This is a genomic window from Pseudomonas sp. GW822-FHT04H02 (assembly GCF_058800645.1).
In genome coordinates this window covers 123,452-143,988 of the sequence record NZ_JBXAMM010000008.1, presented here as the reverse complement: position 1 = coordinate 143,988, position 20,537 = coordinate 123,452, and the positions used below count along the sequence as shown (strand labels likewise).

Genomic DNA, 20,537 nt, shown 5'->3' with positions numbered 1-20,537 from the left:
CGGCCACCCCGTCACGCTTACAATTTTCTGCATCCATGATGCTGGACAGCGGCCCGACTCTGGCCGATGATCTGCGCCGCAACACCTCCCTCCCAAAGTGAGTATTGAGCATGAGCAAGCCATCCAAGCATGGCCCCAACAAGGCCAAATCCATCGTCGCCCAACCACTGTTCCGCAGCCGTCAGGAACGCCCGGCCAAGGGCAAAGGCAGCTACCGCCGCGAAGCCTTCCAGTCTAAAAGCTGGGAGGCTTCTTACTTTCTGGCTGCCTGAAGCCCAGAACCCCGCCGGCATGATAAGGTCTGCACCTGATTGTTATTCTCTCTGGACCCGTGCATGCCCTTTTGTCTTTCCCGTCGTTGGCACATGCGCCAACTGATCGCTGCCTCCAGCCTTATTCTGCTAGTCGCCTGCGCGGAAAAACCCACCGCCGCCGACGCCCAGCCACTGCCCAGCCTCCAGGCAGCCCCTCTTGCCGCACCTGCCACTGTCGCGCCCCTGACCGTCGACAACCTGGATATCCAGCCCACCCAGACCTTTGACCAATGGTTGAACGCCTTCCGTGCCGAAGCCTTGGGCGCCGGTATCCGTGCCGAAGTATTTGATCGCGCCTTTGCCGGCGTGACCCCGGACATGAGCGTGATCAAGGCCGACCGCAGCCAGCCCGAGTTCAGCCGCCCAGTATGGGAATACCTGGAGGGGGCGCTGTCCCCGGTCCGAGTACGCAAGGGCCAGGCACTGCTGGTGCAGTACAGCGACATCCTGCAACGGATCGAACAGCGCTACGGCGTCGACCGCCAGGCATTGGTGGCGGTGTGGGGCATGGAAAGCAATTTCGGCGACTTCCAGGGCAACAAATCGGTCATTCGCTCCCTGGCCACCCTGGCCTATGAAGGTCGGCGCCCGGCCTTTGCCAACAGCCAATTGATCGCTGCGCTGCAGATCATCCAGCATGGCGATATACAGCCCGAGAAAATGCTCGGCTCCTGGGCCGGAGCCATGGGCCAGACCCAGTTCATTCCCACCACCTACAACACCCACGCCGTGGACTTCGACGGCGATGGCCGCCGGGATATCTGGAACAGCCCGGCCGATGCACTGGCCTCCACCGCGCACTATCTGCAGAGTTCCGGCTGGCAGCAGGGACAGCCCTGGGGTCTTGAAGTACAGCTCAACAGTGGTTTCGACTACGCCCTGGCCGACGCCTCCACCCGCAAGAGCGTGGGCGAATGGATGCGCCTGGGCATGACTCCTGCCAATGGCAAGGCCCTGCCTTACGGCTCGGAACATCTGTCGGCCTCACTGCTCTTGCCAGCGGGTTACCGCGGCCCGGCGTTCCTGATCCTGGACAACTTCCGGGCAGTGCTCAAATACAACAACTCCTCGTCCTATGCCCTGGCGGTGAACCTGCTCTCCGAACGCTTCGGCGGAGCCGGCCAGATCAGCGGCAGCTGGCCCAAGGACGACCTGCCCCTGAGCCGCTCCGAGCGCATCGAGCTACAGACACTGCTCAGTGCCAACAGCTATGACGCCGGCAATCCCGATGGCATCATCGGCGCCAACACCCGCAAGGCCATTCGCAATGCCCAACAGGCACTGGGCTGGCCCGCGGATGGCTATCCGACCCACAAGCTGCTGGAAAGCCTGCGCAATCGTTAGGAGCCGGTCCGGCGCAGGGGAAACACTCCCCTCGCCGGCCCTGCGATTACTTGAAGACCACATCCTGCGCCAGAGTCAGTTCTCGGGCTCCCGCATCCAGCCTGACCAGCGCGCCCATGGGCAAGGTCAGGTTGGGGTCGCAGTGACCACTGCGCCATCCCGCCAGCACCGGAATCCGCAGCGGTTCGAAGGTCTGCTTGAGCAAAGCGCACAACGCCGCAAAATCCACACCGGCCACATCCCCCACCAATACCCCACGCAGATTTTCCAGCTTGCCGGCCAGACGCAGGTGATTGAGCAGGCGATCTATGCGGTACAGCGGCTCATTGACATCCTCGATAAACAGGATGATGCCGTCGGTATTGATCTCATACGGGGTGCCCAGGGTACTGGCGATCAGCGACAGGTTCCCGCCCAGCAGGGAGCCCAGCGCAATACCCGGCTCGATGGTGGTCAAGGGGAAGGCCACGGGATGGGGCAGCAGGCTGCCAGCCCGGGCCTGGCCTCGAAGCAGATTGAAAAAGGAGGCCTCGGTGGGCGCCTGCTTGTCGCCCAGCAGGTCGGCGTTGAGCATCGGCCCGTGAAAGCTCACAAAGCCGGCATAACGGTTGATCGCCAGGTGCAGGGCGGTGATATCGCTGTAGCCGACAAAGGGCTTGGGATTGCGCCGCAACAGATCGAAATCGATCTTGTCCAGCAGGCGGGGGCTGCCGTAGCCGCCACGCAGGCACAGAATGGCGTCTATGTCCGTGTCGGCGAAAGCCTCATGCAGATCCTTGAGGCGCGCTTCGTCGCTACCGGCCAGGTACCCCTCCTGCAACCCGACACCCGGGAAGATCCGTAGGCTGTATCCCCTGGAGCGCATCCATTGGTGGGCTTTTTCAGTATCCAGCGCTGCGGGACCGGCAGGTGCAATAAGGCCGATAACGCCTTCTGCGGCCAGCGCCGGCACCGGCAGGTGGGCGTTCAGCGCAGCAGTCGGTTGGATAGGCATGCAGATTCTCCCTGTGTGAATTCACCCAAGCACAGTAGCCATGAATGGTGTCAAACAGAAGAGGCGGGATTTAAAAAGCGGCGGGCGCTGCGAAAGTGCTCGAAAGAGCCGGGGAACTGCCCGCAAGACGTGCGCCTTGCGGGCAGGCAGATCAGGAAACCAGGCCTGCCTTGGCCAGTTTCGCTTGTTCGTCGGCATGGTACGAAGAACGTACCAGCGGGCCGGAAGCAACGTTCTTGAACCCCATCCGATAACCTTCCTCGGCGAACCAGGCGAAGGTGTCAGGGTGCACGAAGCGCTGGACCGGCAGGTGGTTGCGCGACGGTTGCAGGTACTGGCCAAGGGTCAGCATGTCGATGTCGTGCTCGCGCATGCGCTTCATGACCTCGATGACTTCGTCATCGGTTTCACCCAGGCCCAGCATCAGCCCGGACTTGGTGGGCACATGCGGCACCAGTTGCTTGAATTTCTGCAGCAGGGTCAGCGACCACTGGTAGTCCGAGCCAGGACGGGCGGCCTTGTACAGGCGCGGCACGGTTTCCAGGTTGTGGTTGAACACGTCCGGCGGCGTGGCGGCGGTGATTTCCAAGGCAACATCCATGCGGCCACGGTAGTCGGGAACCAGGGTTTCCAACTGCACGTTCGGCGACAACTTGCGGATTTCACGGATGCAGTCGGCAAAGTGCTGGGCACCACCGTCACGCAGGTCATCGCGGTCCACCGAGGTGATCACCACGTATTTCAGGCGCAGATCGGCGATGGCCACCGCCAGGTTCATCGGTTCGTCGACATCCAGAGGCTTCGGACGGCCATGACCAACGTCACAGAAGGGGCAGCGACGGGTGCAGATGTCGCCCATGATCATGAAGGTCGCGGTGCCACCGGAGAAGCACTCGCCCAGGTTCGGGCAGGACGCCTCTTCGCAGACGCTGTGCAGCTTGTGCTTGCGCAGCAGCTGCTTGATCCGATCGACTTCCGGGGAGACGGGGATGCGTACGCGAATCCAGTCCGGTTTCTTCGGCAGTTCGGTAGTCGGAATGATCTTCACCGGAATGCGCGCGACCTTTTCCGCACCGCGCAATTTGACGCCGGTTTCAACTTTCGGACGGGCCGCTCGCTCGGAGATATCCAGCGTCGGGATCAGGGTTTGAACAGCGTCTTGCGCAGTAGTCATATCAGTCGATTCCGCCCGTTAGGGTCGTCTGCTCAGCATAGTCGAGGTGTTTGACGAGCTGCGCACGCAGCCGGGCACTTACCTCGGCAAATTCAATCGGCCCTGCATGGTCGCTCAGCTGGGTCATCGCCAACCCGGCATAACCACAGGGGTTAATCCGTCGAAACGGCTGCAAATCCATGTCCACGTTCAAGGCCAGACCGTGAAAAGAGCATCCGTGACGGATACGCAGGCCCAGGGAGGCGATTTTCGCCCCATTGACGTAGACGCCCGGTGCATCGGGCTTGGCCGCCGCCGGCACGCCGTAGCTGGCCAGCAGCTCGATCAGGCAGTGCTCCATGCGGTTGACCAGGTCCCGCACACCGAAACCTAATCGGCGCACATCCAGCAGCAGGTAGGCCACCAGCTGGCCAGGGCCGTGATAGGTCACCTGGCCGCCGCGGTCCACCTGCACCACGGGGATATCCCCCGGGAGCAGCAGGTGCTCGGCCTTGCCGGCCTGGCCCTGGGTGAATACCGGTGGATGCTGCACCAGCCAGACTTCATCCGGTGCATCGCTACCGCGTTCATTGGTAAAGCGCTGCATCGCTTGCCAGACCGGCTCGTAAGCCATCTGGCCAAGCTCACGAAAGCCCAGCGTCTGTGGCATCACAGCACCATGTGGACGACACCGGTAGCACGCAGGGCACTATTGATATCACGCAATTGGTCTTCACCGGTGGCGGTGATGTGCAGTTGTACGGTGGTGTACTTGCCGTTGCTGCTTTGACGCTCGGCCAGGGACTTGATGTCCAGCTTGGCGTACTTGGCAAGGATCTCGATCACGGTGTCCTTGAAGCCGACAACCGTGTCACCGATCACCTTGATCGGATAGTCATCGACGGGAAACTCAATCTTGTGCGACTTAACGTCAGTGTCTGTCATGGCAGTAACGGCCTCGTATAGCCGGACGACGGACATGGCCCCCGCTCCACTGGGGAACGAGGGCCACGCAGGTCGACAATATCAGTTGAACAAGCCGTAGAAGAATAGACGGATGCTATCCCACATGCGACGGAAGATACCACCTTCGTCGACCGCTTCCAGGGCGATCAGATCAGCGCTGTGCACCACCTTGTCGTCCAGTTTCACTTCGACTTTACCAATCACGTCGCCCTTGGCGATCGGCGCGACCAGTTGCGGGTTCATGGTCATGCTGGCGGCGAGCTTTTTCAATTGGCCTTTAGGCATAGTCATGGTCAGGTCTTCGGCCAGACCGGCCTTGACCTGATGAGTGGTGCCCTTCCAGACCTGGGCCTGGGCCAGCTCGGTGCCCTTCTGGTAGAAGGTCTGGGTTTCGAAGAAACGGAAACCGTAAGTCAGCAGCTTCTGGGTTTCAGCAGCACGAGCCTGTTCGCTGTTGGTTCCGAACACCACGGCGATCAGGCGCATGCCATCACGCACCGCCGAGGACACCATGCAGTAGCCGGCTTCGTCGGTATGGCCGGTCTTCAGGCCATCAACGGTCTTGTCGCGCCACAGCAGCAGGTTGCGGTTGGGTTGCTTGATGCCGTTCCAGAAGAACTCCTTCTGCGAGTAGATCGCGTAGTGCGCAGGGTCTTCGTGGATGATCGCGCGAGCCAGCACCGCCATGTCGTGGGCCGACGAGTAATGCTCTGGGTTCGGCAGGCCGGTAGGGTTCATGAAGTGGCTGTTGCTCATGCCCAGGTCGGTAGCCGTCTTGTTCATCATGTCGGCGAACGCGTCTTCGCTACCGGCGATATGCTCGGAAACCGCGACGCTGGCGTCGTTGCCCGACTGGATGATGATGCCGTGCAGCAGGTCGCTGACGGTGACTTGCGAACCCACCTTGATGAACATCCGCGAGCCGCCGGTACGCCAGGCGTTCTCGCTGACGGTCACCGGATCGTTCTCGCCGATCTGGCCGCGACGGATTTCCAGGGTCGCGATGTAGGCGGTCATCAGCTTGGTCAGGCTGGCCGGCGGCAGGCGCTGGTCACCATTGTTCTCCACCAGCACGTTACCGCTGCTGGCGTCCATGAGCACATAGGATTTGGCGGCCAGTTGCGGTGGCGACGGCATCGCTTCGACCGCCCAGGCGGCGGGCGTGATGATCAGCGGGACAAGCAGGCACAGGCGTTTGGCAAAGGTGGTGATGTTCATCCGTCTCTCGAAGTTGCTAATGGAAACTTGCCCTTGCGGGCAAAACTATTTCAGACAGCCTTCTAAAGGGCTGTCGCGTGTGCAGTTGTTCACTCACTGACCCTTGCCGGGCTTTTGTTGTTCGACGAGCCAACAACCAGGACCCACCCCCCAATACCGCAAGCGGATCTTCAATCTTCAGTATTCTTACTCGGCAGAGACCACGCTGGCCTGCCCAAGGTTCGCCAGGCGTACGCTGTTCTGCGCTTGCTGGGCCTCACCCGGCGTGCCGAATGGCCCCAGGCGGACCCGATGCAGCGTCTGTTGATTGCGGACGATCGAGCTGATGAACACCGGGGCGCTCACCATGCCACTCAATTTCGACCTCAACAGCTCGGCAGCGTCAGGGTTGGCGAAGGCGCCCACCTGCAGATACTGGCCAGAAGCTGCTGCCGTGTTTTTCACTTGTACGGGAACCACAGCCGCCGCGTGCTGCTGGGGCGGCGGGGTCCATTGTTCGACAGTGCCGGCCGAGGCCGTAACCACCGGCGCGCTATTCTGCGCCACTTGCGGCTCGTTGAGCATCAGCGGCGCCGGACGGCCACGCTGAGCCCACCATTGCTGCGGATCAATGCCCTCGACCTTGACCCGGGCGGTGCCGGTCTCGGCATAGCCGAGCTTCTTGGCCGCGGCGTAGGAGAGGTCGATGATCCGGTCGGAATAGAACGGCCCACGGTCGTTGACCCGCAGGATCACGCTGCGATTGTTGTCCAGGTTGGTGACCTTCACGTAACTGGGCAACGGCAGGGTCTTGTGCGCGGCACTCATGCCGTACAGGTCATAGACCTCGCCATTGGCGGTGTTCTGGCCGTGGAACTTGGTGCCATACCAGGACGCCGTGCCGGAGGCCACGTAGTTCTTCGATTCCTGGATGGGGAAATAGGTCTTGCCCAGTACCGTGTAGGGGTTGGCCTTGTAGGGGCCGGTATGCAGGGTCGGGGTCGCATCGGGGATGCGCGAAACGTCGACATCCCACCACGGCGCGCCATCCTTGTGGGCGCGGTTGACGTCCAGGCCCGGCATGGAACGCACAGCGGTGGAAGATTTCTGCTGCGGCGAGCGACTCGTCGAGCAACTGACCACCAGCAAGGACAACGCGGCAAAAGCCACCAGCTTCAGGGGTTTGCGAATTGGCATTGCCAGCATTACTTGACGCCCCGTGCTTGGACCAGCTGTTCAGACAACTGATGTACGGCCATGGCGTACATCACGCTGCGGTTATAGCGAGTGATCGCGTAAAAATTCTTCAGGCCCATCCAGTATTCCGGGCCATTGTCACCTTCCAGACGGAAAGCGGTGACCGGCATATCATCGCGCAGCGCATCATGACTCGACCAGCCCAGGGCCCGCAACTCCCCGACGGTTTTCGTCGGTTCGATCCCGGTGGTCAAGCCTTCATCTACCCGATCGCCACGCACATCGGCGCGACTGACCACCGGTTCGCCGGCCACCCAGCCGTGGCGTTTGAAATAGCTGGCCACACTGCCGATGGCATCATCGGGGTTGGTCCAGATATTGATGTGGCCGTCACCGTCGAAGTCCACCGCATAAGCCCGAAAGCTGCTGGGCATGAACTGTGGTAGGCCCATGGCTCCGGCGTAGGAACCCTTGAGGCTCAATGGATCGACCTGCTCCTCACGCGCCAGCAACAGAAACTCGCGCAGTTCCTTGCGGAAGAACTCGGCACGGGGCGGATAATCGAAACCCAGGGTGGACAATGCGTCGATCACCCGGTAATTCCCGGTATTTCGACCGAAAAAGGTTTCAACGCCGATGATCGAGACAATTACCTGGGCCGGTACGCCATATTCCTGCTCGGCGCGGGCCAGCACCGCTTCATGCTGGCGCCAGAAATCCACACCGCGGGCAATGCGCGCGTCGGTGATGAACATCGGCCGGTATTCCTTCCACTGCTTGACCCGCTCGGCGGGCCGCGAAATGGCGTCAAGAATCGACTGCTTGCGCTCGGCCTCGCGGAACACAGCCATCAGCTGCTCCCCGGCAAAACCATAGTCCCGAGTCATTTCGCCCACGAATTCGGCCACCTGGGGCGAACCTTCGTAATCACCGGCGAACGCGGGCTGCGCTGCACCAAGGATGCTTACCAGACCGACCCACGGCGCCTGCCGAGCGGCCCAGCCACGCATTGCTTGCATTGAATTCTTCACCTTAATCAAACCTGCGCGATCCACTTGCGATGGGTATGGATCGACATCAAAACCCCAAACGCTGACAGTAGCGTCACCAGCGAAGTTCCTCCGTAGCTAATGAACGGCAACGGAACCCCTACGACCGGCAACAAGCCACTGACCATACCGATGTTGACGAAAACGTAAACAAAAAACGTCATGGTCAGGCTGCCCGCGAGCAATTTGCCAAACAGTGTCTGGGCCTGGGCGGTGATCACCAGCCCGCGCCCGATCAGCAGCAGGTAGATCAGCAGCAGCGCACAGATGCCCACCAGGCCGAACTCCTCGCCCATGACAGCGATAATGAAGTCGGTGTGGCTCTCCGGCAAAAAATCCAGGTGCGACTGGGTGCCCAGCAGCCAGCCCTTGCCGAACACCCCACCGGAGCCGATGGCGGCCTTGGACTGGATGATGTTCCAGCCGGTGCCCAGCGGATCGCTCTCCGGGTCGAGGAAAGTCAGGATCCGCTGCTTCTGGTAGTCGTGCATGATGAAGAACCACATGGCGATGGCCACGGGAACCGCAGCCGCCAGCACGCTGAGGATCCAGCGCCAGCGCAGGCCGCCCATGAACAGCACGAAGGTGCCGCCGGCCAGGATCAGCAAGGCCGTACCCAGGTCAGGCTGACGCACGATCAGGATGAACGGAATGCCAATCAGCACCAGGCTGATCCCCACATGCTTGAGATGGGGTGGCAGGGTGCGCTTGGACAGGTACCAGGCGATGGTCGCCGGCATGATGATCTTCATGAACTCCGACGGCTGGAAGCGGATCACCCCGGGGATGTTGATCCAGCGGGTCGCTCCCATGGCGTTGTGGCCCATGACATCTACCACCACCAGCAGCACCACGCCGAACACGTAGCCCAGCGGCACCCAGCGGGCCATGAAGCGCGGCTCGAACTGGGCGATGACGATCATCGACACCAGGCCGATACCGAATGAAGTGGCCTGTTTGGCCAGCAGGTCCCAACTCTTGCCGCTGGCGGAATACAGCACGAACAGGCTGCCGGCAGCCAGGGTCAGCAGCAGCACCAGCAGCGGGCCATCGATATGCAGGCGCTGCAACAGCGTCGCGCGACGACGCATCACATCCTCACTGGAGAGGATGCGGTCAAAATTACTCTTCACGGGCCGTAGCCTCCGCACTGATAGGGCTGGCGAACTCGGGCTTGAGCTGGCCGTCCTGGCCGAGAAGCCAGGCATCCATCACCTGACGCACTACCGGTGCCGCGACGCCGGAGCCCGACTCACCGTTCTCGACCATGACCGAGACCACGATCTTGGGGTTTTCCGCCGGAGCGAAGCCGACGAACAAGGCGTGGTCACGATGCCGTTCCTGGACCTTGGAGCGGTCGTACTTCTCGCCCTGCTTGATCGCCACCACCTGGGCGGTACCACTCTTGCCGGCAATCCGGTACGGCGAACCGGCCGCAGCCTTGCGCGCGGTGCCCCGGGCACCGTGCATCACCTGCTGCATGCCATGGTTGACCTTCGTCCAGTCCGAGGGGTCACGCAGGACAATGTCCGGCATCGGGTTGTGATCCACCGGCTTCTCGCCCTCGATGCTTTTGGCCAGGTGCGGCCGGTTCCACTTGCCCTTGCTGGCGACCAGGGCGGTGGCCTGGGCCAGTTGCAACGGCGTGGACTGCATGTAGCCCTGGCCGATCCCGAGAATCAGGGTCTCCCCCGGGAACCAGGCCTGGCGCCGGGTGGCGCGCTTCCATTCGCGGGTCGGCATCAAGCCCGGCGACTCCTCGAACATGTCCAAAGAGACCTTCTGGCCGATACCGAACTTGCTCATGTAGGCGGACAGCCGGTCGATCCCCAGCTTGTGGGCCAGGTCGTAGAAATAGGTGTCGTTGGACCGCATGATCGCGGTATCCAGGTCGACATAACCGTCACCGGTACGGTTCCAGTTGCGGTACTTGTGGTCGTAGTTGGGCAACTGGTAGTAGCCCGGGTCGTAGACCCGGGTCGAAGCCGTGACCACGCCGGCATCCAGCCCGGCAATGGCCACCGCCGGCTTGATGGTCGAACCCGGCGGATAGAGGCCACGCAGCACCCGGTTGAACAGCGGCCGGTCGATGGAATCGCGCAGCTCGGCATAGGCCTTGAAGCTGATGCCGGTGACGAACAGGTTGGGGTCGAAGCTCGGCTGGCTGACCATCGCCAGCACTTCACCGGTACTCGGGTCCAGGGCTACCACCGCGCCACGGCGCCCGCCCAGGGCCAGTTCCGCGGCTTCCTGCAACTTGATGTCCAGGCTCAGGACAATGTCCTTGCCGGGAATCGGGTCGGTGCGCTTGAGCACCCGCAGCACCCGGCCACGGGCGTTGGTCTCGACCTCTTCGTAACCCACCTGGCCGTGCAGCTCAGGCTCGTAGAAGCGCTCGATGCCGGTCTTGCCGATATGGTGGGTACCGCTGTAGTTCACCGGATCGAGGGACTTGAGCTCTTTCTCGTTGATCCGCCCCATATAGCCCACGGAGTGCGCAAAATGCGCACCCTGGGGGTAATGCCGGACCAGCTGGGCCACCACTTCCACACCGGGCAGGCGGAACTGGTTCACCGCGATCCGGGCGATCTGCTCTTCCGTCAGCTCGAACAGGATCGGCACCGGCTCGAAAGGCCGACGCCCCTGCTTCATGCGCTTTTCAAACAGCACCCGGTCTTCCGGAGTCAGCTCCAGCACCTCGACGATCACGTCGAGCACCTGCTGCCAGTCGCCGGAACGCTCGCGGGTCATGCTCAGGCTGAAACTGGGCCGGTTGTCCGCCACCACCACGCCATTGCGGTCGAAAATCAACCCGCGAGTCGGTGGAATCGGCTGCACGTGGACCCGGTTGTTCTCCGAAAGGGTGGAGTGGTAGTCGTACTGGATCACCTGCAGGTAATACAGCCGGGCAACCAGCACACCGATCAGGCAAACCACCATGATGGCGCCGAACACGACACGGCCACGCACCAGACGGGCGTCTTTTTCGTGGTCCTTGATGCGGATCGGCTGGGACATGAGGGGCGCGGGCTACTTGTGGTAAGGGTGCCCGGACAGCACGGTCCAGGCGCGATACAGCTGTTCACCGATGAGAATCCGCACCAGCGGGTGCGGCAAGGTCAGCGGCGACAGCGACCAGCGCTGATCCGCCCGCGCACAGACCTCCGGCGCCAGCCCTTCCGGGCCGCCGACCATGAAATTCACGGTGCGCGAATCGAGACGCCAGCGATCCAGTTCCACCGCCAGTTGCTCGGTGCTCCAGGGTTTGCCATGCACCTCGAGGGTGACGATGCGCTCGTTATGCCCGACCTTGGCCAGCATGGCCTCGCCCTCCTGACGGATGAAGCGAGCCACGTCGGCGTTCTTGCCCCGGGTATTGAGCGGAATTTCCACCAGTTCCAACGCCAGCTCGGATGGCAGACGCTTGGCATACTCGTGCCAACCCTCTTCCACCCACTTGGGCATGCGTGAACCGACAGCGATCAGACGCAGGCGCACAGCCGTCCCTTATTGCTGGTCTTTGTTGAGCTTGGTGAAGTGCTCGTGGCCATGCTCCGGGCTGTGGTGCTTGCCATCGGCCGCGCGGCTCTGCTCGGCGCCCTGCCACAGACGCTCCAGGTCGTAGAACTGGCGGGCCGAGGCGGTCATCATGTGCACGATCACGTCGTCCAGGTCCAGCAGCACCCAGTCGCTGTCGCCCTTGCCTTCTTCACCCAATGGGCGCACGCCCTGGGCCTTGACCATTTCACGGACCTTTTCCAGCATCGCGCCGATCTGGCGGTTGGAGGTACCGGTAGCGATGATCATGTAGTCAGTGATGCTCTGCTTGTCGCGAACATCGATCACCAGGACGTCCTGGGCCTTGACGTCTTCCAGCGCGGCGACAGCCACCTTGACCAGATCTTCGCCTTTCATTACTTGGTTAGTCATATAAAACTCGTTTAGCTCGTATGTTTGGAACGCCGCTCAGCACAGGCCGGCAGCGCTCCTTCAGTTCGGCGCACGGTAAAGCCCGTGTGCATCGATATAGGCCAGGACCGCGTCAGGCACCAGGAAACGTACCGACTTACCGCTGGCCAGCAGTTGACGGATCTGGGTGGCGGACACCGCAAGCGGCGTCTGCCAGACGAATGCAATGTGTCCCCCAGGCCCTTGCAGGGCCAAAGGGTCGCTCACCGAACGCGCTGCCAGCAGGTTGCGCAAGGCATCCGGCGGTTCGCTGTCGGCATCCGGGCGTTGCAGCACCAGGATGTGGCAATGCTGGAGTAACTCTTCCCAGCGATGCCAGGTGGGCAGGCCGCAAAACGCGTCCCAGCCCAGTAACAGAAACAACTGGTCATCTGCGGCCAGCTCGGCCCGCATCTGTTCCAGGGTGTCGATGGTGTAGGACGGCTTGTCCCGTTTCAGCTCACGGTCGTCCACCACCAGGGGTGAAACGCCCGCCACCGCACACTCGACCATCGCCAGACGATCGAGGGCCGACACCTGCGGTGTATCCCGATGGGGCGGCCTGGCACTGGGTACCAGGCGCAGCTCATCGAGTTGCATGGATTCCGCCACCTCCAGCGCGCCACGCAAGTGGCCGATATGCACTGGATCGAAGGTGCCGCCCAGCAGACCGATACGTTTGCCCATCAAGTACGCACGTGACCGTCGCCAAAGACTACGTACTTCTCGCTGGTCAGCCCTTCCAGCCCAACCGGGCCACGGGCGTGCAGCTTGTCGGTGGAAATGCCGATCTCCGCGCCCAGGCCGTACTCGAAGCCGTCGGCAAAGCGCGTCGAGGCATTGACCATGACCGAACTGGAATCCACTTCGTTAAGGAAGCGCCGGGCGTCACTGAAGTTTTCGGTGACGATCGAGTCGGTGTGGTGCGAGCCATAGGTATTGATGTGCTCGATGGCCTGCTCCAGGTTGTCCAGCACGCGGATCGAGAGGATCGGCGCGGTGTACTCGGTGCGCCAGTCTTCTTCGGTTGCTTCCAACACACCGGCACCGAGGAGTGCGCGGGTTTGCGCACAGCCACGCAGCTCGACGCCCTTGTCGCGATAGATCGCGGCCAATGGCGGCAATACGCGCTCGGCAATGGCGGAGTGAACCAGCAGGGTTTCCATGGTGTTGCACGGTGCATAGCGCTGGGTCTTGGCGTTGTCGGCAATGCGAATGGCCTTGTCCAGGTCCGCCGCGACATCGATATACACGTGGCAGACGCCGTCCAGGTGCTTGATCACCGGCACCTTGGCGTCACGGCTGACCCGCTCAATCAGGCTCTTGCCGCCACGGGGCACGATCACGTCGACGAACTCGGGCATGGTGATCAGCGCTCCAACCGCAGCGCGGTCGGTGGTTTCCACTACCTGCACCACGTGAGGCGGCAGGTCGGCCGCCGCCAGGCCCTGCTGAATGCAGGTGGCGATGGCGCGGTTGGAATGGATCGCCTCGGAACCGCCGCGCAGGATGGTGGCGTTGCCCGACTTCAGGCACAGGCTGGCCGCATCGATGGTCACGTTCGGGCGCGACTCGTAGATGATGCCGATCACCCCCAGGGGCACGCGCATCTTGCCCACCTGGATGCCCGACGGCAGGTAGCGCATGTCGCGGATTTCACCGATGGGGTCAGGCAGCTTGGCCACCTGACGCAGGCCTTCGATCATTTCGTCGATACGCGCCGGGGTCAGCGCCAGGCGATCCAGCAGAGCCGGCTCCAGACCATTGGCCCGGCCGTTGGCCAGGTCCTGCTCGTTGGCCGCAGTCAGTTCCGGTCGTGCCGCGTCCAACGCATCGGCAGCCGCCAGCAGCGCACGATTCTTTTGCGCGGTGGTGGCACGGGCGATCACCCGGGAAGCCTGGCGGGCAGCGCGACCCAGGCGGGTCATGTAGTCAAGAACGGACTCAGTCATGGTCTGGTGTGGTCTTGGCAAAGAGGAAAGCGGCTGATTATAGCTGTCGCGCCGGCCCACGGACAGCGGTCACGGGCGGATGGTCGAAATGGAGTGCAAATACCCGGCGTTCAGCCTGAATTAAGCCTGGAGTTGTTACCATTGCGTCACCTTTTCCGCCATAACCCTTCGCCACCATGTCCATTCTGACCTCTGCAAAACTGCCAAAAGCCCTGCCGGACGGCTTTTTCGACCGTGATGCCGAGCTTTTGGCCCGCGAACTGTTGGGCAAAGTCATCCGCCATAAAGTCGGCGATCTGTGGCTGTCCGCGCGCATTATCGAAACCGAAGCCTATTACTGCGAGGAAAAAGGCAGCCACGCCTCCCTCGGCTACACAGAAAAGCGTAAGGCTTTGTTTCTGGACGGCGGCCACATCTATATGTACTACGCCCGCGGCGGCGACTCCCTGAACTTCAGCGCCCGGGGCCCTGGCAATGCCGTACTGATCAAGTCCGCCTATCCCTGGGTCGATGAAGTCTCCGGCCCTGCCAGCCTGGCGCAGATGCTGCTGAACAATCCGGACGCCAGTGGCCGGCCGCGCCCCGCGCAAAAGCTCTGCGCCGGCCAGACCCTGCTGTGCAAGGCCCTGGGCCTGAAGGTTCCGGTCTGGGATGCGAAACGCTTCGATCACGAGATTCTCTTCGTCGAAGATGTGGGTGCCGCCGTGCCACACATCCTCCAGACCACCCGCCTGGGCATCCCCCATGGGCGTGACGAACACCTGATGTATCGCTTTGTCGATGCCGCCTACGCCCCCTACTGCACGCGCAACCCTTTGCGTCGCGGCCAGGTCGAAGGGCGCGACTACCTGGTGCTCGGCTGACGCCACCGTCCCACCTCAGCAAAAAACAACAACGGAGTTGAATTTATGGGCCCATGGCTCGACAGCGTGACCGCCTGGCTAACCAGCAACCCCCAATGGCTGGCAGCCGCAGTGTTCATCGTGGCCTGCATGGAATGCCTGGCGATCGTGGGCCTGATCGTGCCGGGCACGGTCCTGCTGTTCGCGATTGCGGTACTGGCCGGCAATGGCGCCCTGTCACTGGGGGAAACCCTGCTCCTAGGTGCTGCCGGCGGATTGCTTGGGGACGTGATGTCCTATCTGCTGGGACGGCATTTCCACCAAGGCATTCGCCGCTTGCCCGGCCTTCGTCATCACCCTGAATGGATCAGCGGTGCGGAAAGCTACTTCCAGCGCTATGGCATCGCCAGCCTGCTGGTGGGCCGCTTCATCGGCCCGCTACGACCGATGCTGCCGATGGTGGCCGGAATGTTCGACATGCCGTTCCCACGCTTCCTCGCCGTCAGCCTGCTGGCGGCGGCGGGCTGGTCGCTGGCCTATCTGCTGCCGGGCTGGGCCACGGGCGCGGCGATTCGCCTGCCCCTGCCCGAAGGCTTCTGGCCCCAGGCGGGCATCGTCATTGGCAGCCTGGTGGTGCTTGTCGGCCTGAGCGTCAACAGCAGCCTTCGGCGCCATCGCCGGGCAACCCTGTTGATGTCCGGCCTGAGCCTGCTGATTCTGGCAGGGCTGTTCATCGGCTATCCGTACCTGACGCAGTTCGACCAGGGCCTGATCGCCCTGGTACAGGAGCACCGGGACCCGGCTCTGGACAAGATCATGGTCATGATCACCCAGATCGGCGAGTTCCGCGCCATGTTCATCCTCAGCGCAGTGCTGACCCTGCTGCTCCTGGCCCTGCGCCAATGGCGCCAGGCCGCGTTCGCCGGAGCGACCCTGCTGTGTACTGCCCTGGCCAACACCGGCAGCAAATGGTTCTTCGCACGGGTACGCCCTGAAGTGCTGAGCGAGCCTCTCACCAGTTTCAGCATGCCCAGCGGTCACTCTTCCGGCTCCTTCGCCCTGTTCTTGACCCTGGCAGTTCTGGCCGGCCGTGGCCAGCCACCCCGCATGCGCCTGACCTGGCTGTTGCTGGGCTGCCTGCCGGCGGCTGCCATTGCCTTGTCCCGGGTCTATCTGGGGGCCCATTGGCCAACCGACATTCTCGCCGGCGCCATGCTCGCGGCCTGTGTCTGCGCCGCCAGCCTGACCCTGAGCCAATGGCAAGGCCCGCTCAAGCCGATGCCGGCCAGGGCCTGGTGGCTGCTACTGCCGGTCATGCTGTTGATGTGCGGATACATGGCGACACGGCACTTGCCTCACGCCCTGCTGCGGTACGCCTATTAAAAACGCCAGAGGCAAGCTGCGGCCGCCACTACAGGCTGCGGCTCAGGCGAAGAGTTCGCCTTGCAGCTCGTCCAGCAACTGCTGGATGGCATCCAGACGCTGCTGCGGGTCATCCAGTTGCAGCAGGTCGATCTTGTCCTGTTCGGAAAAAGGCAGCAGGTAGGCCAACTGATTGGCCAGTGACAGCTGCCCCGTAGCCTCGACCCCCATATCCAGGGCCTCGACCATCGGATGTTCGGCCAAGGCCTTGAGCAGCGCAATCAGGTCCGCATCTTCATCCTGCAATGGCTGTTCGGGGGCCTCTTCAAGCCATTGCACCCGGGCCACCGTCAGTTGGTCTTTCTGCACTTCGCTTTGCAGAATGCGAAAACGCCGACCGCCCTTGACCCTGATTCCCAGCAGCCCGTTGTCCTGCTGGTGGAAGTCGGTGATCAAGGCTTCACAGCCAATTTGCGCATAGCCCTGGGCGGCCGTCCCGACCTCCTCCCCTTCAAGGATGCACACCACCCCAAACCCGCTGCCCTGCTTCATGCAGCGCCCGATCATGTCGAGATAACGCGCCTCGAAAATCTGCAGATCGAGAATGCAATCGGGAAACAGCACGGTATTCAGAGGAAAAAGCGCCAGGTTCATACTTCCTTCCTTAAACCAGCAACGACACCGCCAACGGCAGCAACACCGCCGTGGCCACGCCCATCAGACTCATCGCCAGCGCCGCAAAGGCGCCGCACTCCTCACTTTCCTGCAGGGCCACCGAGGTGCCCACTGCGTGGGCGGTCATGCCCAGGGCCATGCCTCGCGCTTCCGGGCCATGCACCCCCAAACGGTTGAGCAGCCCCGGGCCAAATATCGCTCCGATCACTCCGGTAATCAGCACGAAGACCGCCGCCAACGCCGCCACGCCACCAATCTGCTCGGCCACCAGCATGGCAATGGGCGAGGTCACCGACTTGGGCGCCATGGTCATTAGGATCATGTGCTCGGCACCAAACCACCATCCCAGCAGTACGCCCAGGCTGGTAGCCACGACGCCGCCCACCACCAGCGTAGCCAATATCGGCCAGAACAATTGGCGGATCCGTCGCAGGTTGAGGTACAGCGGCACAGCCAGGGCTACCGTCGCCGGGCCCAGCAGAATGCTCAGGATTTCGGTGCTCTTGCGGTACTCGGCATAGCTCAGGCCGCAGCCGAGCAGCACGCCGATCACCAATAGCATGGACACCAGCACCGGCTGCAGGAACATCCAGCGGGTCTTCTCGAACGCCGCCAGCACCAGTTGATAGGCACCCAGCGTGATGCCGATGCCAAACAGCGGGTGATGGATCACCGCGGCCCAGGCCCCCTGCCAATCGAAGATCATTGACTGTCCTCCTGCCGGCCCTGGCGCTTGACCAGGCGCTGCATCAGCACGCCGACAAAGGCCATCGAGATCACCAGGGACAACACCAGCGCGCCGGTAATGGCCCAGAAGTCCGCGGCGATGTCCCGGGCATAGACCATGACCCCCACCGCAGGCGGCACCAGCAGCAGCGGCAGGTAACGCAGCAGGCTGCCAGCCGCGAGATTCAGCGGCTCGCCCACTTCACCGCGCACCACCAGGAAAACCAGCAGCAGCAACAGGCCGATGATGGGCCCGGGAAGCACGGGCAACAGCAGGTGATTGAGCGCCGTTCCGAGCAATTGGAACAGCACCAGCCATGTCAAACCGCGTAACAACATACCGCCTCTCCAGCCAGATCCCGTCGCGCATTATAAGCACGCAGGTGCTATGAACCGGCATTCGCCAAAAGCATGGATGTTTACCGGGAAGGATCGCCATGATGATCTAAAGTGGAAGTTTCAGAGCGCACCACACAACGTCGAATACTAATAAATCGTTGATCCAAGGAGAGTCTCAATGCCCCATGTTCCTGTTGCAGAGCTCAAAGATTATGTCGGGAAGGAACTCGGACGTTCCCCATGGCTCACCATCGACCAGGAGCGCATCAACCTCTTCGCCGAGGCGACCGGTGACTTCCAGTTCATCCACGTGGATCCGGTCAAGGCCGCACAGACCCCGTTCGGCAGCACCATTGCCCACGGTTTCCTGACCCTGTCGCTGATCCCCAAACTGATGGAAGACATCCTCGTGCTGCCCCAGGGCCTGAAGATGGTGGTCAACTACGGCCTGGACAGCGTGCGTTTCATCCAGCCGGTGCCAGTCAATTCCAAGGTGCGGCTCAAGGTCGACCTGACTGAAGTCACCGAAAAGAAACCCGGTCAGTGGCTGCTCAAGGCGACTGCCACCCTGGAAATCGACGGCCAGGAAAAACCGGCCTATATCGCCGAGCCGCTGTCGCTCTGTTTCGTCTGAAATCCCTCCGATGCGAAACAGCTCACGCTGTTTCGCTCAACCTCTCTATATATAAGACACACCGCTGCGGCATACTCGGTCCCCTAATTATCCGGAACCCGTTATGCGCCCACTTGCACCCCTGGTTTTGACCCTATTGCTCAGTGCCTGTGGCGACGGCGAATCGCTGTTGCCGCCCGATGCCCGCCTGCCGGATGGCGGGCGCTATCGAGGCGACCTGGTCAATGGCCTGCTCCAGGGACAAGGGCGCATCGACTACCCCAACGGCAGTTGGTACGCCGGCCAGTTCGACAAGGGCCAGTGGCATGGCCAGGGGGAATGGCACGGCAGCAACGGCGAGGTCTATCGCGGCCAGTTCCAGCAAGGGCTGTTCCATGGTCAGGGCACCCTGACCACCAAGGACAGCAGCTACAGCGGCGGCTTCAAGCTCGGCCGCCGGGATGGCGAAGGCACCCTCAAAGAAGACGGCATGACCTACCGCGGCGAATTCAAGGCCGACCTGTATTCGGGCCTCGGGCGCCTGGAACTGGACGACGGCAGCCAGTACCAGGGCCAGTTCGCCAAGGGCAAGCCCAATGGCGAAGGCCAGCGCAGCGACGCCAGCGGCAACCAGTTCACCGGCAACTTCGTCAACGGCCAGCTGGAAGGCAACGGCACCTTCAACAGTGCCGAAGGCGACATCTACGTCGGCGGCTTCAAGCACAACCAGCTCAACGGCAAGGGCCGCTACGAAAACTCCGACGGCGACGTCTGGATCGGCCAGTTCAAGGAAGGCGCCCTGAGTGGCAAGGGCGAACTGACCGGCGCCGACGGCAGCCACTATGTCGGCACCTTCAGCGACTGGCGCTTCAGCGGTGAGGGGCGGCTAAATCTCAGCGATGGCAGCTTCTACGTTGGCGGCTTCGACAGTGACAACTACCAAGGCCACGGCGTACTGGTACTGCGCGATGGCAGCGTGCAAAGCGGTGTGTGGAACAACGGCCTGCGGGTTCGCGACGCCGATGGCAAGCTACTGCCAGACCCGCTGGAAACTGCGCTGCTGGTCCAGGGCCGCTTGCTCAAGGAAGCCCTCGATACGGTGCCCGCCTCCACCCCGGCCATCGAACTCTACAGCCTGACCCTGGCCGGCGACGGCAAGCAGAGCGTGTTCCTGCGCGAGGCCGACTATGTCAGCAACATGCTCGCCAGTCGCTTCGGCGCCTACGGCCAGATCCGCCTGGTCAATCACCGCGACCACCTGATGAACCGGCCCATGGCCACCCGGGAAAACCTGCGCCGCGCCGCCCAGACCCTGGCCGAACGCAGCGGCCCGGAAGACCTGGTGTTCATCTACCTCACCAGCCACGGCACCAGCGCCCACGAACTGGTGCTGGACCAGCCGCGCCTGGAGCTGGCAGACCTGCCCGCCGATGAACTGGCCACCGCCCTGGCCCCGCTGAAGAACCGCGACAAGATCATCGTCATCTCTTCCTGCTACTCCGGCGGCTTCATCCCGGCCCTCAAGGATGAGCGAACCCTGATCATGACCGCATCTCAGGCAGACCGAGTGTCCTTCGGCTGCTCGGAAGAGGCCGACTTCACCTACTTTGGCGATGCCCTGTTCGCCCAGGCGCTGAACCAGACCGACGACCTGGAGCATGCATTCAAGCTGGCCCGGGGCATCGTTGCCGAGCGTGAGCAGGCAGACGGCTTCGAAGCGTCGGAGCCGCAGATCTGGGCGCCCAGAGGCGTCATTGCCCATTGGCAACAATTGCGCAAACAGCAGGCACGAAAGGCCCTGCAGAGTGTCTCTATAAGCAGCAAGGAAGCACAGAGCAACTAAGCTGAAACAGTATCAAGGGGGAA

Annotated in this window: 22 protein-coding genes; 6 read left to right on the top strand and 16 right to left on the bottom strand. The window is 62.3% G+C overall.

Translation table 11 applies throughout. From position 1 onward, the window contains the following. Positions 1–110: 110 nt before the first annotated feature. Both arfA and AC1RMG_RS28850 read left to right on the top strand, forming a co-directional pair. Positions 111–272, top strand: coding sequence for an alternative ribosome rescue factor ArfA (arfA, locus tag AC1RMG_RS28855; RefSeq protein WP_015637164.1), 162 nt, complete (start codon positions 111–113; stop codon positions 270–272). Positions 273–335: 63 nt separating this feature from the next. Beyond that, the gene (locus AC1RMG_RS28850; protein WP_125062967.1) at positions 336–1,658 is read left to right on the top strand and encodes a lytic murein transglycosylase; all 1,323 of its coding nucleotides are present in this window, start codon (positions 336–338) and stop codon (positions 1,656–1,658) included. Positions 1,659–1,704: 46 nt separating this feature from the next. On the opposite strand, the gene AC1RMG_RS28845 is transcribed toward AC1RMG_RS28850, so the two are convergent. The 13 genes from AC1RMG_RS28845 to AC1RMG_RS28785 all read right to left on the bottom strand — a co-directional run bounded on the left by AC1RMG_RS28845 (position 1,705) and on the right by AC1RMG_RS28785 (position 14,114). Beyond that, positions 1,705–2,652 carry a S66 peptidase family protein gene (locus AC1RMG_RS28845; RefSeq protein ID WP_011063662.1) on the bottom strand — a complete coding sequence of 316 codons (948 nt, stop codon included), beginning with the start codon at positions 2,650–2,652 and terminating at the stop codon, positions 1,705–1,707. A gap of 151 nt (positions 2,653–2,803) precedes the next feature. After that, positions 2,804–3,826: a lipoyl synthase gene (gene lipA / locus AC1RMG_RS28840; protein WP_011063663.1), complete on the bottom strand. Its 1,023-nt coding sequence runs from the start codon at positions 3,824–3,826 to the stop codon at positions 2,804–2,806. Between the two features lies 1 nt (position 3,827). Continuing rightward, complete coding sequence (lipB, locus tag AC1RMG_RS28835) at positions 3,828–4,475, bottom strand: lipoyl(octanoyl) transferase LipB (protein WP_015637167.1); 648 nt, start codon at positions 4,473–4,475, stop codon at positions 3,828–3,830. Next, positions 4,475–4,750, bottom strand: coding sequence for a DUF493 domain-containing protein (locus tag AC1RMG_RS28830; protein WP_011063665.1), 276 nt, complete (start codon positions 4,748–4,750; stop codon positions 4,475–4,477). The genes lipB and AC1RMG_RS28830 overlap by 1 nt, the downstream gene beginning before the upstream one ends. Positions 4,751–4,831: 81 nt before the next feature. Further along, a complete protein-coding gene (locus tag AC1RMG_RS28825) occupies positions 4,832–5,989 on the bottom strand; it encodes a D-alanyl-D-alanine carboxypeptidase family protein (protein WP_125062968.1) in 1,158 nt (385 codons plus the stop codon). A 186-nt stretch (positions 5,990–6,175) separates the two neighbouring features. Beyond that, the gene (locus AC1RMG_RS28820) at positions 6,176–7,174 is read right to left on the bottom strand and encodes a septal ring lytic transglycosylase RlpA family protein (RefSeq protein WP_011063667.1); all 999 of its coding nucleotides are present in this window, start codon (positions 7,172–7,174) and stop codon (positions 6,176–6,178) included. Continuing rightward, positions 7,174–8,184 (bottom strand): lytic murein transglycosylase B, encoded by a 1,011-nt coding sequence (gene mltB, locus AC1RMG_RS28815; protein WP_011063668.1) that lies wholly within the window; start codon positions 8,182–8,184, stop codon positions 7,174–7,176. Before mltB ends, AC1RMG_RS28820 begins: the two co-directional genes overlap by 1 nt. A gap of 17 nt (positions 8,185–8,201) precedes the next feature. Next, entirely contained in the window at positions 8,202–9,305 is a 1,104-nt protein-coding gene (rodA, locus tag AC1RMG_RS28810) for a rod shape-determining protein RodA (protein ID WP_015637169.1), read from the bottom strand. A gap of 31 nt (positions 9,306–9,336) precedes the next feature. Next, positions 9,337–11,232 (bottom strand): penicillin-binding protein 2, encoded by a 1,896-nt coding sequence (gene mrdA / locus AC1RMG_RS28805; protein WP_493170826.1) that lies wholly within the window; start codon positions 11,230–11,232, stop codon positions 9,337–9,339. 12 nt (positions 11,233–11,244) lie between these two features. Next, positions 11,245–11,712, bottom strand: coding sequence for a 23S rRNA (pseudouridine(1915)-N(3))-methyltransferase RlmH (gene rlmH, locus AC1RMG_RS28800; protein WP_011063671.1), 468 nt, complete (start codon positions 11,710–11,712; stop codon positions 11,245–11,247). A 9-nt stretch (positions 11,713–11,721) separates the two neighbouring features. Then, a complete protein-coding gene (gene rsfS / locus AC1RMG_RS28795; RefSeq protein WP_015637171.1) occupies positions 11,722–12,144 on the bottom strand; it encodes a ribosome silencing factor in 423 nt (140 codons plus the stop codon). A gap of 60 nt (positions 12,145–12,204) precedes the next feature. Next, entirely contained in the window at positions 12,205–12,849 is a 645-nt protein-coding gene (nadD, locus tag AC1RMG_RS28790; RefSeq protein WP_011063673.1) for a nicotinate-nucleotide adenylyltransferase, read from the bottom strand. Beyond that, positions 12,849–14,114 carry a glutamate-5-semialdehyde dehydrogenase gene (locus AC1RMG_RS28785; RefSeq protein ID WP_011063674.1) on the bottom strand — a complete coding sequence of 422 codons (1,266 nt, stop codon included), beginning with the start codon at positions 14,112–14,114 and terminating at the stop codon, positions 12,849–12,851. The genes nadD and AC1RMG_RS28785 overlap by 1 nt, the downstream gene beginning before the upstream one ends. Positions 14,115–14,290: 176 nt before the next feature. Here AC1RMG_RS28785 and AC1RMG_RS28780 point away from each other — a divergent pair, with 176 nt between their 5' ends. Together AC1RMG_RS28780 and AC1RMG_RS28775 are read left to right on the top strand one after the other, a co-directional pair. After that, a complete protein-coding gene (locus AC1RMG_RS28780) occupies positions 14,291–14,977 on the top strand; it encodes a DNA-3-methyladenine glycosylase (protein WP_019094179.1) in 687 nt (228 codons plus the stop codon). Positions 14,978–15,022: 45 nt separating this feature from the next. Continuing rightward, the gene (locus AC1RMG_RS28775) at positions 15,023–16,339 is read left to right on the top strand and encodes a bifunctional DedA family/phosphatase PAP2 family protein (protein ID WP_210458020.1); all 1,317 of its coding nucleotides are present in this window, start codon (positions 15,023–15,025) and stop codon (positions 16,337–16,339) included. A gap of 42 nt (positions 16,340–16,381) precedes the next feature. Here AC1RMG_RS28775 and AC1RMG_RS28770 read toward each other — a convergent pair whose 3' ends face one another. The 3 genes from AC1RMG_RS28770 to AC1RMG_RS28760 are packed head-to-tail and all read right to left on the bottom strand — an operon-like array spanning position 16,382 to position 18,058. Continuing rightward, positions 16,382–16,972 carry an LON peptidase substrate-binding domain-containing protein gene (locus tag AC1RMG_RS28770; protein ID WP_011063677.1) on the bottom strand — a complete coding sequence of 197 codons (591 nt, stop codon included), beginning with the start codon at positions 16,970–16,972 and terminating at the stop codon, positions 16,382–16,384. A 10-nt stretch (positions 16,973–16,982) separates the two neighbouring features. Further along, positions 16,983–17,699 carry an LrgB family protein gene (locus AC1RMG_RS28765; protein ID WP_011063678.1) on the bottom strand — a complete coding sequence of 239 codons (717 nt, stop codon included), beginning with the start codon at positions 17,697–17,699 and terminating at the stop codon, positions 16,983–16,985. Next, entirely contained in the window at positions 17,696–18,058 is a 363-nt protein-coding gene (locus AC1RMG_RS28760; protein WP_011063679.1) for a CidA/LrgA family protein, read from the bottom strand. Before AC1RMG_RS28760 ends, AC1RMG_RS28765 begins: the two co-directional genes overlap by 4 nt. A 178-nt stretch (positions 18,059–18,236) precedes the next feature. On the opposite strand from AC1RMG_RS28760, the gene AC1RMG_RS28755 reads away from it, so the two are divergent. Further along, on the top strand, positions 18,237–18,692 hold the full coding sequence (locus tag AC1RMG_RS28755) for a MaoC family dehydratase (RefSeq protein ID WP_015637175.1): 456 nt from the start codon (positions 18,237–18,239) through the stop codon (positions 18,690–18,692). A 103-nt stretch (positions 18,693–18,795) separates the two neighbouring features. Further along, entirely contained in the window at positions 18,796–20,514 is a 1,719-nt protein-coding gene (locus AC1RMG_RS28750; protein WP_011063681.1) for a C13 family peptidase, read from the top strand. Positions 20,515–20,537 lie beyond the last annotated feature (23 nt).